11 protein-coding genes are annotated in these 14,128 nt (G+C 59.5%); 6 read left to right on the forward strand and 5 right to left on the reverse strand.

What is annotated here, in order from left to right:
• Positions 1 to 46: 46 nt before the first annotated feature.
• The 5 genes from AA309_RS11120 (at position 47) to AA309_RS11140 (ending at position 7,179) form a co-directional block, all read left to right on the forward strand.
• Positions 47 to 724 carry a TnsA endonuclease N-terminal domain-containing protein gene (locus AA309_RS11120; RefSeq protein WP_052954633.1) on the forward strand — a complete coding sequence of 226 codons (678 nt, stop codon included), beginning with the start codon at positions 47 to 49 and terminating at the stop codon, positions 722 to 724.
• Positions 724 to 2,865, forward strand: coding sequence for a Mu transposase C-terminal domain-containing protein (locus tag AA309_RS11125; protein WP_052954634.1), 2,142 nt, complete (start codon positions 724 to 726; stop codon positions 2,863 to 2,865). The genes AA309_RS11120 and AA309_RS11125 overlap by 1 nt, the downstream gene beginning before the upstream one ends.
• Positions 2,866 to 2,871: 6 nt before the next feature.
• Entirely contained in the window at positions 2,872 to 3,936 is a 1,065-nt protein-coding gene (locus tag AA309_RS11130; RefSeq protein ID WP_084731095.1) for a TniB family NTP-binding protein, read from the forward strand.
• Entirely contained in the window at positions 3,933 to 5,810 is a 1,878-nt protein-coding gene (locus AA309_RS11135) for a TniQ family protein (RefSeq protein WP_052954635.1), read from the forward strand. The genes AA309_RS11130 and AA309_RS11135 overlap by 4 nt, the downstream gene beginning before the upstream one ends.
• 412 nt (positions 5,811 to 6,222) lie before the next feature.
• Positions 6,223 to 7,179 (forward strand): DUF2971 domain-containing protein, encoded by a 957-nt coding sequence (locus AA309_RS11140; RefSeq protein WP_047189078.1) that lies wholly within the window; start codon positions 6,223 to 6,225, stop codon positions 7,177 to 7,179.
• Positions 7,180 to 7,361: 182 nt separating this feature from the next.
• Here the strand turns inward: AA309_RS11140 and AA309_RS11145 are convergent, their stop codons facing one another.
• Positions 7,362 to 7,568, reverse strand: a complete 207-nt coding sequence (locus tag AA309_RS11145; protein ID WP_047189079.1) for a hypothetical protein — start codon at positions 7,566 to 7,568, stop codon at positions 7,362 to 7,364.
• A 236-nt stretch (positions 7,569 to 7,804) separates the two neighbouring features.
• On the opposite strand from AA309_RS11145, the gene AA309_RS31885 reads away from it, so the two are divergent.
• Positions 7,805 to 9,061 (forward strand): CHRD domain-containing protein, encoded by a 1,257-nt coding sequence (locus AA309_RS31885; RefSeq protein WP_052954636.1) that lies wholly within the window; start codon positions 7,805 to 7,807, stop codon positions 9,059 to 9,061.
• Positions 9,062 to 9,206: 145 nt separating this feature from the next.
• Here AA309_RS31885 and AA309_RS11160 read toward each other — a convergent pair whose 3' ends face one another.
• The 4 genes from AA309_RS11160 to AA309_RS11175 all read right to left on the reverse strand — a co-directional run bounded on the left by AA309_RS11160 (position 9,207) and on the right by AA309_RS11175 (position 14,026).
• Positions 9,207 to 9,593 carry a hypothetical protein gene (locus AA309_RS11160; RefSeq protein ID WP_150117498.1) on the reverse strand — a complete coding sequence of 129 codons (387 nt, stop codon included), beginning with the start codon at positions 9,591 to 9,593 and terminating at the stop codon, positions 9,207 to 9,209.
• Between the two features lie 300 nt (positions 9,594 to 9,893).
• A complete protein-coding gene (locus AA309_RS11165; RefSeq protein ID WP_047189082.1) occupies positions 9,894 to 11,576 on the reverse strand; it encodes a methyl-accepting chemotaxis protein in 1,683 nt (560 codons plus the stop codon).
• Positions 11,577 to 11,904: 328 nt separating this feature from the next.
• The gene (locus AA309_RS11170; RefSeq protein WP_047189083.1) at positions 11,905 to 13,023 is read right to left on the reverse strand and encodes a branched-chain amino acid ABC transporter substrate-binding protein; all 1,119 of its coding nucleotides are present in this window, start codon (positions 13,021 to 13,023) and stop codon (positions 11,905 to 11,907) included.
• 229 nt (positions 13,024 to 13,252) lie between these two features.
• Positions 13,253 to 14,026: an invasion associated locus B family protein gene (locus AA309_RS11175; RefSeq protein WP_047189084.1), complete on the reverse strand. Its 774-nt coding sequence runs from the start codon at positions 14,024 to 14,026 to the stop codon at positions 13,253 to 13,255.
• Between the last annotated feature and the right edge of the window lie 102 nt (positions 14,027 to 14,128).

Raw genomic sequence — 14,128 nt, forward strand, 5'->3', positions numbered from 1 at the left:
CCCACTGCCGTGCGGGTGAACGACCTCGCATGCTTAGAAGTCAGACATGATCGAATTTGATACTGAATGCCGGCACCTGCCGGAACCCAGCCGTGCCACCCGCACGATTCCGGCAAGTTCAAGAGGATCCCTCGTTGGCGAATTGGTCGCCGGAACGGGCGTTGGACGTGTAATGGTGTATGAGAGCGGGCTTGAGTTGAAGACCCTGCTCCTGCTCATCACGGACCCCGATGTCGTCGATGTATGGGATCAGCCTCCTGCAGTCTCCTATGTTGACCCTGCGGGAAAGGAGCGCTCGCACACCTTCGACTTCTTGGCCACCATGATCGACGGCTCCAAGAGAGCCATCGCCGTCAAACCGTATGAGCGTGTTCAAAAGATCGACTTCGAGTCGACACTGCGCCTGATTGGGAGACAGTTGCCAGACGGCTATGCTCACCAGATTTGTCTTGTAACGGAGCAGGAGCTTGACCCGATTGCCGTCCATAATGCGGAACTGTTTCACGACTACCGCGAACCCGACAAAGAGGCCGACCAGGCAGCCCTTTCCGTGACAGCGAAGTTAGTGGGCGCTGCCCGCCTGGATGAACTCAGCGCCTTTATAGGACTCGGCCCTCGGGGTCTGCACGCCCTCATCCGTCTCATCAAAAGCCGCCGTCTTCTCCTCACCCACCACGAGCGCATCACCCCGCGCACGTTGGTCAAGCCTGTGGAGATGCACTAATGAAACTGCGCCCGGCACCCCGTTATCATTTTGATCCGGACGACCGGATCACTATTCATGACGTCCAGTACAGGCCGCTCGGCTCAAACGAAGCAGGCCATGTCCTTATGCGCCTTGTGGAACCGCTCATCGCCGAGTCACACACGCATGAAGATATCGCGCGATTGATCGACACGCCGCATTTCCATGTTGAGCACCGATACTTCAGCCCTCAAGCAGCTGAACAGCGCCTGCGTGACGATACGGCACTCTTCTCGACCCGGCCTGAGTCGGTTCAGAAGCGTGCATTCTGGCGTGAGCTTTGGGTCGACGCATTCAATCTTCTCTATGAAAGGAAGATTGTTAAGAAGACTGGGTCATCGATCGACGAGCACAAGCTTCTACTAACCGGTACAGTCGTCCAGTTGCTCAAGGAGCGTCGCGGAAGCAATAAAAGATCTCATACCTTCAATTCTCTTCAAATGCGGGACCCGCCGTCCGGCAAAAGTATCCTGGATTGGATGCGCGACTACGAGGCAGGCGGTCTGCTCGCGCTTTGCGATGACCTTCCGAGGTCAGGCAATCGCAGGGAGCGATTAGAAGATGAAGAAGCCGCCCTTCTTGCGCGCGAGGTGCGTGGTTACATGAAGCGTGGTGGGCCCGAAAAGTCGCAGATCCTGAAAAACGTCAAGAATGCCTTTAACGCTAGAAATGAGGAACGCAAAGCACAGGGACTGCCCCCACTCGCAATTCCGTCTAGAAACAAGGTCTACGCAGAGATCAACGCCCTTGATCCATTCCAAGTCTGTTGCGCCCGCTATGGCCTCGAGAAGGCTCTCAAAAAGTTTCGACCGGTGGGAAAGGGGCTAGAAGTCACCCGTCCGCTTCAGCGTGTCGAGATGGATGAGTGGCAAGTCGACCTAGTCACGCTCGCGATTGAAACCGGCGTTTATGAGATCATGTCGCCGGAGGAGAGGAAAAAGATCGAAAAAGTCCGACGGTGGCTGACGGTTGCGGTTGATTGTTGCACAGAAGTGATCCTCGCAATGCGCCTCTCGCCGACCCCTTCGGCAGCAGTTTCAATCGCTACCCTCGAAATGATCACCGAAGATAAAGGCCAATGGGCTGATGCGGTTGGAGCACTCACACCCTGGGGTCACAGTGGAACACCGATGACTGTTGTGACGGATGGCGGCGTTGGAAAATCCTATGAGTTCCGGCAAAGAGTGACGGATCTCGGTGGCCGGGTTGAGCGCCCGCCTGCGGGTCAACCCAGTCTCAGGTCACGCGTAGAGCGAACTTTCCGCACCGTCGGAACAGACTTGGTGCCTCGGCTTACTGGGCGTACCTTCTCTAACGTCATTCAACGCGATGGCTATCCTTCGGAAGACCGCGCGGGTCTCTTTGATGACGATCTCGCCTTCGCCATCATCCGGTGGGTCGTTGATATACATCACAATCGGTCCCATGAGGGGCTGAATGGAGCGACGCCTTTCAACGCTTGGCGCAAGGCGGAGGCTGAATGGGGCACTACCCCTCCACCCGATGCTACGAAGCGTAGGCTTGTTTTCGGGACGCGACTGAAGTCAACCGTCACCAACGGAGGGATCACTGTCCTAGGCGTTCAGTACCACTCTGAAGCCCTGCACCGCTGGGCTATCCATCAGCGCAAACGCGAGGTGCAGGTTCGTTGGCACCCCAATGATATTGGCGTCATCTCGGTCGAGTTCGACGGCGGCTGGCACAATGTCGGAGCCGTTCACGAGACATTCCACGGTGTCAAGGCCGACGAGTGGCTTCCTGCTATCAAGGCATTGCGTGCGAACAACAAGCTCGAAGCTGAGATCGCCGAACCGATCGTCCGCAAGGCGATCCAGGCAATTCGCGACATGAATGCCGCGGCCGAGAAGCGGGCCGACCTCTCCGTGCCGGACTGGTCTGCCGAGCGCCTTGAGCGCGAGGAGAACTCCCTCTTCATCGGGTTTCATGTGGCGAAGCTCGGCGGAGACGCCACGAGCCACGTCAGCGCTCAGCCTGCTACCGGGCTTTTCGCGAACACAATCGAGATCACGCCTCAGTCGATTACAAACTCAATTCCGAACTCCGACAATTCCCCTGAAGCAGTTCGGCCGAAGAAATCTGGCAACTGGACGCTGGAGTAAGATCTAATGACCAATTCACCTCCCCCTGTCGAAGTCATGCAGCGCGATCCCGCTGCTGTCATGGAACATCTCCGTGGTCGCTATGTCCGCACTGATTCCGACGAAACTTTACGTAAGGCATTTGACCCCCTGTTCCGCAGGAATGAGTCAGGCGCAGTGATCCCTGAACCTATGCTCTTTGGCATAGACCAAGAGACTCGCGGCATTATCGTCACAGGGGCCACCGGAGCAGGCAAATCTACGTTGCTGAAGCGGCTGCTGTCCGAGCATCCAGCCTTCCCCGGCTTTGGTGTTAAAGGTGCAGAGTGCCGTATCCTGAGTGTCAAGGTCCCTAGTCCCGCGACCTTGAAATCGCTTGGCCTTGAGATCTTGAAGGCTACGGGATGGAACACCCGGACGAACAGGCCCGAGTGGGCCATTTGGAACGATGTTCACCACCGGCTCATTGCGCTCGGGATCACCGTTCTGCACCTCGACGAGGCACAGAATGTTGGGCTGAACCGTAGCACGGACGCAATCAAGCAGATCTGTGCCAATTGGACCAGCCTCCTGCAGCAGCCGAATCCGATCGTCCTAATCCTCTCGGGGGTCGAGGAGCTCTTGGATCTCACAAGAACGGACGGCCAGACGTTCCGGCGTTTCCGTAAGATCCACCTCGGGCCGATTTCGGCAGCAGCTGACGCGAAACGTATGAGTAAGATTGTTTCTGACTATGCTAAGCTGGCCGGGATTGTCCCTCCGTCTGAGGAAGGAGATCTTATCGCTCGCCTCATTCATGCTGCCCAGTCGCAGTTTGGCGTTGCGATTGAGATCGCAATCGACGCAATCGAGCAGGCATTGTTCGATGAACAGACATTGTCTGATGAGCAAGCATTGCCCCCCGGCGACACCCAGCTTTCTGTATCTCACTTCGCTGCTGCTTATGCTCGGCGCGAGGGCTGTGAAATCAAGGACAACGTATTCCTAGCGCGGAATTGGGCGTCGATCCGCGTCAACGCCTCTCATAATGGAGGCGAAGGAAAGCCGGAAGCGAGTGCAAGCCGCTCGAATAACAAGAAGAAATCTCAATGACTCAGATGAATACTTTGCGCCTCACCCTTGCTTTGGGTGAAGACGAGTCCCCCTCTTCATTCGCATCGCGCCTCGCCGCCCTGAATACTGCTGGCGGCATGGCCAACTTCCTCCTTGATTTAGGCCTCACCTCCCGGTTCGTTGCTGATGGATATGATTGGGCGCTGGATGACTTGGCTACCCTCGCTGGGATTTCATCAGCATCGCTCGCGACACACGCCGCACGCCGGATCGGTGGCGGCGATTACATGATCCGTGAAGAGCGCGTTCCGAGAGAGTTTCTGCGCCGCTCGCGCCTTCATGTATGCCCCGCCTGCCTGCAAGACGACTTCGCCTGTGCGGCTGGACCGCAGATCATGCGTCGCCCGGAACTCCATGCATATGGGCGGATGGCTTGGTTGCTGCGTCCTATCCGGACTTGCGCCAAGCACAATCTCGGGCTCGTAGAGATGTTCAATACGACTACGACGCGGCCATCGGAGTTGTATGATTTTGCTCACGCGATACGGACGGAATGGCCGCGTATCGACACGCTTCTCGCCATTGCGCCGCGTCGAGAGCCATCGGTGCTTGAGACCTATATTCTCGATCGGATTCGAAATGGACGAGGAGCGGGATGGCTCGACACCTGCTCCCTCTACGGCGTAGTGACGATCTGTGAGTTAGTGGGAGCCGTTTCACTCCAGGGTCCGACTCCTAATCTCAAGCTCTTCAGTGAGGATGAGCGGGCGGCGGCGGGTGCCGCAGGTTACGCCATCGCGAGCCAGGGCGAGGAGGCTCTCCGACGATTCTTCTCTTCCCTTCAGGAAACGTGCCAGAGCCAAGCTGGCCAAGCTGGTCCCCAAGCTATTTATGGACGTCTTTACCAGGGGTGGGGTTACGGGGGGAAACGCTCTGAAGCTAGTCCCTTACGTGACGTCCTGAGGCAACACATAGTCGAGACCACGCCCGTTGGCCCAGGTACCAGTGTTCTTGGTATGATCGTGGAGAAGCGGAGCGTTCACTCGATCTATACGCTTTCAAGGGCTACCGGGCAGCATCCGGCGCGTTTGCGGAAAATCCTCATAGAGGCCGGGCTCGTGCCTGAAGATGCGACTGATGTTGTCGACAACCGGATCGTCTTCAACGCTGAGGAAGCCGAGCGGCTCGTGCGTCGGCTCGATACTTCGGTTCCCCTCAAGGACGTGGCAGGTTACCTGAATTGCCCGCGAGTGCATGCCCGCCTCCTCTACGAGCGCGAGTTCCTCCGCCCCGTGGTCGATGCCTCGGTATCCATGGCATCTGGCAAACACGCCTTTGCCAAGGAAGATCTCGACGATTTCCTTGAGCGTCTCCTGCGGTCCGCCACCCCGATGTCCTATCGCGAGGCTGGGTTTTCTGATCTTCCCGGTGCTGCAAAGAAGGCGTGTTGTTCGGCGATGGAGATTGTCGCATTGGTGCTAGAGGGCCGACTAAAGCGTCTGGGACGCGATTTGAATCAACAAGGCTACCTTGCCCTCCTCGTTGACGTTGAGGAAGTGCGAGCCTTAGTACGGCTCAACATCAAGGCCCAAGGAATGACCCTCCGCGAAATAGAACGTCGGATCGGGACAAACACCAAGGTCGTCGAGGCACTAATCCGAGCTGGCGACGGACCATTACCGACATTGACGGTTGTAAACCCTGTCAATCGCTGCCCACAGACGGTAGTGCCGTTCGAGGCTCTGGACGCCTTTGAGCGCGAGTACATCGGGCTCACGCATCTTGCCCGGGAGCGTGGAGTTCATCACATCGTGTTACGTAAACAACTCGATGCTGCCGGGGTCGTGCCGGCACTCAGACGAGAGAAGTTTGGTGCAACATTCTACCGAAGAATCGAGTTGCCCGTGCCGTGAAAGCAACTGAAGGCTATATCGAAAAACCCGCCTCTTATGGCGGGTTTTTCTTTGTGCGGGGTTATCAAAGCTTGGGGTGCAAGCGCAATTTCCAGAGGAAGAACTTTGGCTTGCAAAATGGAAATCCCGGGGACTCCCCTCAAAAAAGACCAATAAAATCAATGCTATTTTAAGCTAGAAAGGCAACTCTATGGCTGTCGCTACAGAAGACGTTGAGTGTAGTTCTCGAAGTTTTCAGCAACACTCAATGCCTACAAAAGATTTATGGCCGCCCTACAGGGCGGCCATTTCCTTTCCAGCAACGAACACGTTGAGATAGCGACGCAACATTACTCCAAGGCATCGGCAGTTTATCAAACCTGACCGCCTTCATAACGTTATCAATACAAACGAACCTTGACCTGATTATCCCATGAACGACGTTAATCCCTCCGAAAATATCACAGCCGATGAACTAAAAGCATACAATTCCTTCGGCCTCGATCTCATAAGAAGTATTCAGCCGCGCACAAGCGACGTCTTGCCACGAACACTCTGGCATTACACTTCAGGTGACACTTTCATCCGAATTATTGAGAGCGGCGCACTATGGTCGACGCAGATTGCTTGTTTGAACGACCACACAGAGTTTGGCTATGCCATCAACCTGTTGCGGAGCGCTATACGTGATCTTCGCACGCGTCTCTCGGATAACGAGGCGATACGTCTTTGCGAGTTGCTTGACGAGAGACTTGGCACTGCAGACACCCACTCTACAGGGTATTTTGTGGCATGCATGAGTGCCGAGGATGATGACCTAAGCCAATGGAGAGCATACGGCGGCGGAGAAGGAGGTTTCGCGATTGGGCTCGACCCGGCCCCCCTATTTAAGGCCAGCGCCGAGGGGCAGGGCTTCTTAGTACAGGTGCTTTACGATTTGAGCCATCAGAACTCCTTGATTGCGCGAATTGCGGAAGCCACGGTTCGCTTTTATTGCGAAGGGTTGAGGCGGCGCCCAGGAGTGGATCGCGAGAAGTGGCTAACTTGCTTTCTAACTACGTGGGAAGTCGTGGTCTCTCCGTTCGCTGTGATGCTAAAGCATCCGAAATTTAGTGGGGAAAAGGAATGGCGGTTTGTTCGCACGCTTCAAGCCGAAGACGTGAACAATCTCCAGTTCCTCCAGCGCAGAACACTTATGTCCCGCCATCTTCCACTCCGATTTCCTAGCGAGAGAGAACCGGGCCTTCTTCCGATAACCCATGTGAAGGTTGGTCCATGTCGCTATAAGCAGATTTCACGGATTAGCGCAGGCGACCTTCTATTGAAGAAGGGTTACGACGTGGACGGGATTCTGTTTGAAGAGTCAGAAGCACCGTTTCAGATCACGTGATCGTCGTGCGCATCTCTCAAAGAGTTTTACAAAGGTTCTCTCACTTAGCTCTATCCATTGGCTTGAACCTCCCCGTCATGGCCGGGCTTGTCCCGGCCATCTCGACCCGAAAGGCGCAACGCTCTTCAAATCGGGATCACCGGCACAAGGCCGGTGATGACGTCGAGGAAGTTGGGTTGTCTTCACTCCTCTGGCCCTCTGAACACACCGCCGATCACCTGCCCTCGCCCGATCAATTCCGGCGGGTTGGTTCGGTCGATCGGCTCTAGCCTGCGGTCATGCCGGTAGATTATCCAACGTCCGTGCTCGTCTTGGTAGACGCCATCGATCAGGTGAGCGCGCCAGGGGCGGCGCGAGGTGAGCGCGAGGATCCGGGTCAGGCCGGGCATCGCAGCCTAGGTGACGCCGAGCGCGATCGCTTCGATCCATGCTTCATACCGTCTCTTGGATGACCGGGTTAAATTCACGGGCCTGCCGAATTGCCCCTTGGTCGCCATCAGGTCGCCGTCTGTTTGCCACCGGGATTCCGTCATATCCGCTGGCGGCCGGATACGCATGGCCGCCTGCACCCATAGCACGCCGCTATGGGCCGTCATTGGTGCTGACAAAGCCGAGGAGGAACCCCATGTCCACGGCGTTTCGCGTCATTCTCGAAGGTACCCAGGAAGTCCCCCCGAACAACTCGACTGCAAGCGGCTTTGGGACTGTTATTTTCGATAGCACTGCGGTAGCCGCAAGCTACACGTTCAACATTGAGGGTGTTGATTACGGCCCGATCCTGGGCCAGCCGGCTCAGACGCCGACCGTCAACGACGACGACGTCACCAGCATGCATTTTCATAACGAGGTGAGGGGCGAGATCGGTCCCATCGTGTTCGGGCAGATCAATCCGGCTCACGACGCGGACGACTTGGCCATCGACCTGAATGCCGACGGGTCATGGACCGTGAGCGGAACCTGGGAAACGACGGACCCGGCCAATGTGCCGATCACGAATTTCGCCACGATCCTCGGTACGGCGCCCGTGGGAGCGGAAATTCCGATCTACTTCAACGTCCACACGGTCGAGTTCCCCGAAGGCGAGATCCGCGGCCAGCTGGTCGCCATTTCCGACGACAATAACAACGTGGTCACCGGCACGGCAGAGGACGATCTCCTGCCCGGGCTCGGCGGCAATGACATCGTTACCGGCCTGGAGGGTGACGATACCATCCAGGGTGGCGACGGCGACGACGTTCTCCTCGGCAACGAGGGCAACGATGACATCAACACGGGAGCCGGCAACGATTTCGTGGTTGCGGGTGACGGCAACGACACCATCGGCGGAATGGCCGGGAAAGACATCGTCTTGGCCGGTGAGGGTGACGACCAGGTCATCTGGAACGATCCGACGGGAGACGTCGTCTACGGGGATGACGGCAACGACTTTCTCCGCGGCGGGGACGCGGCCGCCGACACGATCGCCGGCGGCAATGGTAACGACTTTCTCCGCGCCGTCGCCAACCCGTCCTTGGCGACCCACGCATCGGATGCCCTCTTCGGCGAGAACGGCAACGATGTCATCAGCGGCGGCAATGCCGCCGATACGATCGAGGGTGGGGCCGGGAGTGACATTCTCTCCGGCCTCGGCGGAGCCGACCAATTCGTCTTCCGCGCCTTGCCGGGCGATCCCACGACGCCGGACAGCGATCAGATCACCGACTTCGTGACAGGCGAGGATACGGTCGTGCTGAATGGCTTCGGGGCTGACTTCGATCCGCTGGAAAACCTCAGTGCAGGGAGCACCGGCGCCGTGCTCGACCTGGGCGACAGTGGTCAGGTGGTCTTCCTTGGCAGGTTGACCAACGAGTTCACCGCGGGAGACTTCCTCGTGATCGCATGATCGGCAAGCGGGCAGGCCAGCTCCATGGCCTGCCCCGGCCCCTCGGCGCGAGAAGACGTGGATGCCCGCAACAGGCGCGGGCATGACGGAAGGGCAATGGGCCCCAAGAACCTGGCCCGTTATCGTCGCGTCCCCGCGCCTCGATTCACTCCCTGCTCTCGATCTCACGCCCGTTTAGCCTCAATCCCCGCCGGGTGAGCACGAGGTTGAAACGTCGGAAGAGCTTGAGGAATTCGTCGAGGGATACGTCCAGCTCGACATTCTTGAGGGGCAGCTGATTGGAGCGGTCCTCGATGCGTCTTGCTGCGTCGTCATAGCTGGCGGTGCACACGACCAAGGCCTTCATCGAGACCGCGTTCCCCTTGCGCGCGGAGGTCTCGGGAACGGAAAGCTCCACGCCGATGACGAATTCGCTTTTGCGATTGAGCAGACCTTTCGTCTCGAGGAAATGGATGAGGCCCTTCTCCACATTATCGGCAGCGACCGTTCCGTCCCAGTCGTTGTATTGCGCGCTTGCAGTCAATGCTCTCATCAAAGCCCCCATGGGTCTGCTGTGCAGGGGCGCATGTTTACACCAGTTTTGCAACTTTTGGTAGAAGAATTCGCGAAAGATATCTTGAACCTTAAGTTGTACCTCGTCCACTCCTCCTGTGTCGGGGCACGCCCTGGCCCCCCTGCCCTCGCCCGATCAGCTCCGTCGGCGGGTTGGTGCAACCGATCTCCTGCGGCGCGGCACAGAGTGCAGCTCGACAGGCACAAAAACGAAAAAGCCCGCCCCAGGGATGGAGCGGGCTATCGCTTCCGAAAAGAATGGATGATGGGCGGCCGCGGATCAGGCGGCCTTCACGCCCTGAAGGAAGGTCGAGACCTCCTGCCCCAGATCGTTCGAGTGGCGGGCCAGGTCCTGGGCGGCGCCCAGCACCTGGGAGGCCGCGGCCCCTGTTTCGCCAGCGCCCTTCTGGACATCCTCGATGTTGCCGGTGACCTGTTCGGTGCCGCGCGCGGCCTCCTGCACGTTGCGGGCGATCTCCGCCGTCGCCGCGCCCTGCTCCTCCATCGCGGCCGCGATGGAGATCGAGATCTGCGACATCTCCGCAATCGTCCGGGCAATCTGCTCGATCGCGCTGACCGCATGCCCTGTCGCCTGCTGCACCGCGCCGATCTGAGCCGAGATTTCCTCGGTCGCCTTGGACGTCTGGTTGGCGAGCTCCTTCACCTCCGTCGCCACCACCGCGAAGCCCTTGCCGGCCTCGCCGGCGCGCGCCGCCTCGATGGTCGCGTTGAGCGCCAGCAGGTTCGTCTGCGAGGCGATGTTGTTGATCAGCTGCACCACGTCGCCGATCCGGTCGGCGGAGGTCGCCAGGGCCTGCACGGTCTCGTTCGTGCGCTGGGCATCGGCAACCGCCCGTTCGGCGATGTGCGAGGACTGACTGGCCTGGCTCGCAATCTCGCGGATCGAGATCGACAGCTCCTCGGTGGCGGCTGCCACCGTCTGCACATTGGCCGACATCTGCTGGGCAGCCGAAGCGACCGTAACGGACTGGCCGGTGGTCTGGTCGGCTATCGCTGTCATCGACTGGGCGGTCGCCTCCATCTCGGTCGCAGCGCTCGACAGGCCTCGGGTCAGAGCGGACACGTTCGCCTCGAAGCGTCTGGTGAGATCGTCGAGCAGCTGCGCCCGACGCATCTTGGCGTCCGCTTCGAGAGCGGCGGCTTCGTCCGCTTCCTTCTTGGCGACGAGCGCGTCCTTGAAGACCTGCACCGCATCCGCAATCGTGCCGAGTTCGGTCTTCTGGCCACGAAACGGGATCTGCGCGCCTAGGTCGCCACGCGCCAGCAGATCCATCGGGCGCGTGACGGATGCAATGCCGCTGGAGATCGAGCGGATGATGGAAAAGGCCAGAGCGACGGCGAGGATTGCGCCTGCGGCGAGCACGCTGATCGTCAGTGTCTGCGTCGTCGCGTAGGTGTCGGATGCAACCTTCTGAGCCGCCTCGGCGCCCTTGCTGTTCCATTCGCTCAGCTGCGTCAGAACCTGCCCCGTCCGCTGCGCGAGAGGGATCACCTTCTGGTTGTTGTAATCCCGGGCTGCGGCCGCTTCACCCTCATTGGACATACGAATGACTGCTTTCACCTCCTTCAGATAGGAGGCCCACAGCTGCAGAAACTCGCTGAACTGCTTGCGATCCTCGTCGAGAACGATCGTCTTTTCGTAGGCTTGCACTTTCTCCGCGATGGTCTTCTCGCGATTGACCATCTCCTGTTCGATGGCCTTGGCTTCGGCTTCTCCTGCCAGGATGTGCCGCAGGATCATGGTTCGGTACACCGCAACCTCTCGGTTGAGCCCCCCGATTTCCCGCACGGCAACGAGCCAGTTTTCGGCGATTTCGACCGTTTGCATGTTGATCTGCTGCATGCCGCGAAGACCCAGCAAGCCGAGACCCACGAGCATCAGGACAAGGAAGGAGAACGCGCCAATGAGCTTGGCGCGGATGGATAACGCTCGGATAGACATTTTCGATTTTTGCAACCTGCTCGCATGGCCGCGAGGGGCCCGCATCCCAATGATGCGATTCACCAGATCGGCGTGGGATATCGATCCAGGCTTGCCTGACGCTTTCCAAATCCGTGCCCCGTCGTGCAGCTGAGCACGTGAGGTCCCTGGGGCATCGCCCACGTGAATCCGACGGACGATCCTCGGAAGTCCCAGTAGACGGGACGCAGCGCATCGGCATCGACAAGGCCGACGTGGAGACACGAAGTTTGCGCGCAGCATCATCGCCCGCTTTTTCCGGCAGGCCGATGATGCCGCGCGTTCGGTTCGACAGCGACTGTTGCAGACGCTACTGCGTCAGCTTGCTGTACTTGCCGTCCTTCCAGACATTGATGTCGTAGCGCGGGTTCTTGACGTCACCCTTCTCGTCGAAGCTGACGGGGCCGACAACCGTATCCACGCTCGATGTGCGTAAGGCCTTCGCGACGGCGACCGGGTCCGTGCTGTTCGCCTTGGCGATGCCGCCGGCAATCGCCTGGATCACGGCGTAGGAGAACAGGGTGAAGCCCTCGGGAGTGAAGTTGATCTGCTTGAACTGCTCCAGGGCGGTCTTGGCGGCCTCGTTCTCGCGGGCATCCGGCGGGAAGGTGAACAGGGTGCCCTCGCCTGCGGGTCCGGCGACCGACCAGAATTCGGGCGTGGCGAGGCTGTCGCCCATCATGAGCTGGAATTGGTAGTTCTGGTCCGCCGCCTGCCGTTTGATCAGCCCGGCCTCGGTGTGATAGCCGCCGAAATAGAGGAATTCGACGCCCGCGCTCTTCAGGCGGTTCACCACGGCGGTGTAATCCTTCTCCCCGGCATTGATGCCCTCATAGAGCACTTCCCGGACGCCGGCCTTGTTGAGGTCTTCCTTCACCACATCGGCGAGGCCTTTGCCGTAGGCGCTCTTGTCGTGCAGGATCGCGATCTTCTTCGTGCCGTACTTCTCCTTGATCCACGGCCCGATGAAGCGCCCTTGCGCGTCGTCGCGGCCATAGAGGCGCAGGATCGTCGTGTAGCCGTTCTTCGCCGCATCGTCCGTGAGTTTCGGGGCGCTCGAGGCCGGGCTCATCATGAGGATGTTGTTCTCGCCATAGACTTCCGCCGCAGGGATGGACGAGCCCGAGCAGGCATGCCCATTGACGAACTTGATGCCCGTCGACAGGATGCGGTTGGCAATGGCGACGGCCTGTTTCGGATCGCAGGCGTCGTCCTGGATCGAGATCTTGATCGTCTTGCCGTTGACGCCGCCGTTCTTGTTGATGGCCTCGGCCGCGAGTTCGGCTCCACGCCTGATCTGCTCGCCGATCGACGCGACGGCGCCTGTCATCGGCCCCGCCACCGCAACAGTGATGTCCTCGGCGCGAGCGACCCCGGTGGCCGTCAGGAGAGACAGGGCGGACAAGGACAACAGCGGCCTGACATTCATGATATTTCTCCCGTTCGTTGAGCAGCGGCGACGGACTTCTCGATGTCCGAAGCAGCCGTCCAGTGGCGTTGGATCGAGGAGGAACTAGGATAGGGCCCCGGATCGGGAAGCCCGCGTGAGGGTGGAAAATCCACTCACCCGCTTTGGCTTTGGCTGCGGCCGGGGCTGATGCCAGACCCGGCCTGCTCTCGCATGCTCCTGGAATTCACCGAGGAATCCTGAAGCGCCTCTAGTTGTTGGGCTGAGTGGCGGCAGCGTCTCCGCCGGCAGGAGCCTGGGCAGGGTTGCCGAAGCTGCCCATCCGGCGGCTGCGGGCTTCCTCCGCCTGCTTCTGAAGCGCCTCCTGCACCTTCTTCTGCTGCTCGGCCAAGACCTTCGGGTCGATCGGCGGTCCGTCAAAGGCCTTGCCGAATCCCTCGGCCGGGATGGTAAAGGCCACTTCCCGGCCAACCTGGTTCCGGGCGCTGATCGTCAGGGTCGTGCCTTTCTTCAGGGCCGTGACGAAATCATCCTTCACCACAGCCTCGACGAAGCAGCCGTTGGCCAGGCAGCTCGCGTAGCGACCACCGACCGGCTGGCTCTTGTCGACGACGATCCGAACGCCGGGCGGCACAAGGAAGCCAAGCGGCATCATGATCCGCATGAGCTTCTGCGAGGCCTTGCCCTTGACGTCATAGAGGGCCACCGCAACGATCCGCTGCCCCTTGTCCGTGACGAAGTCGCGCGTGGTGTAGCAGACCTCCGCCTTCGCCGCCTCGTCCTTCCCGCAGGCCTTGGTCCATTCCGTCTGGGACGGCTCCGCCTTCAACGCGACGGTCACGGGTCCGGCGTTCTGGGGTTGGGTCTGCTGCGCCTGAGGCTGCTGAGGCTGGGCCTGCTGGGCTTTGGGCGCAGCCGGCTTGGGTTTGGGAGCCTGCCCGGACGTTTGAGCAAGACCCGGCCCGGCACTGAGCGCCAGCACCGTGGCAATCGCAGTGCCGGCAAGGCGGGAGGTAAATGACATCTCGGGAGCTCTCCTCTCGTTGAGACCTAAACGCATCGGGGTGGGCAAATCGGGAGTTGCTTACCCCAGTCTGGTGCCGTTGTTCGAAGCGGTGAGCTGACG

Source organism: Microvirga vignae (assembly GCF_001017175.1).
In the GTDB taxonomy this organism is placed as follows: domain Bacteria; phylum Pseudomonadota; class Alphaproteobacteria; order Rhizobiales; family Beijerinckiaceae; genus Microvirga; species Microvirga vignae.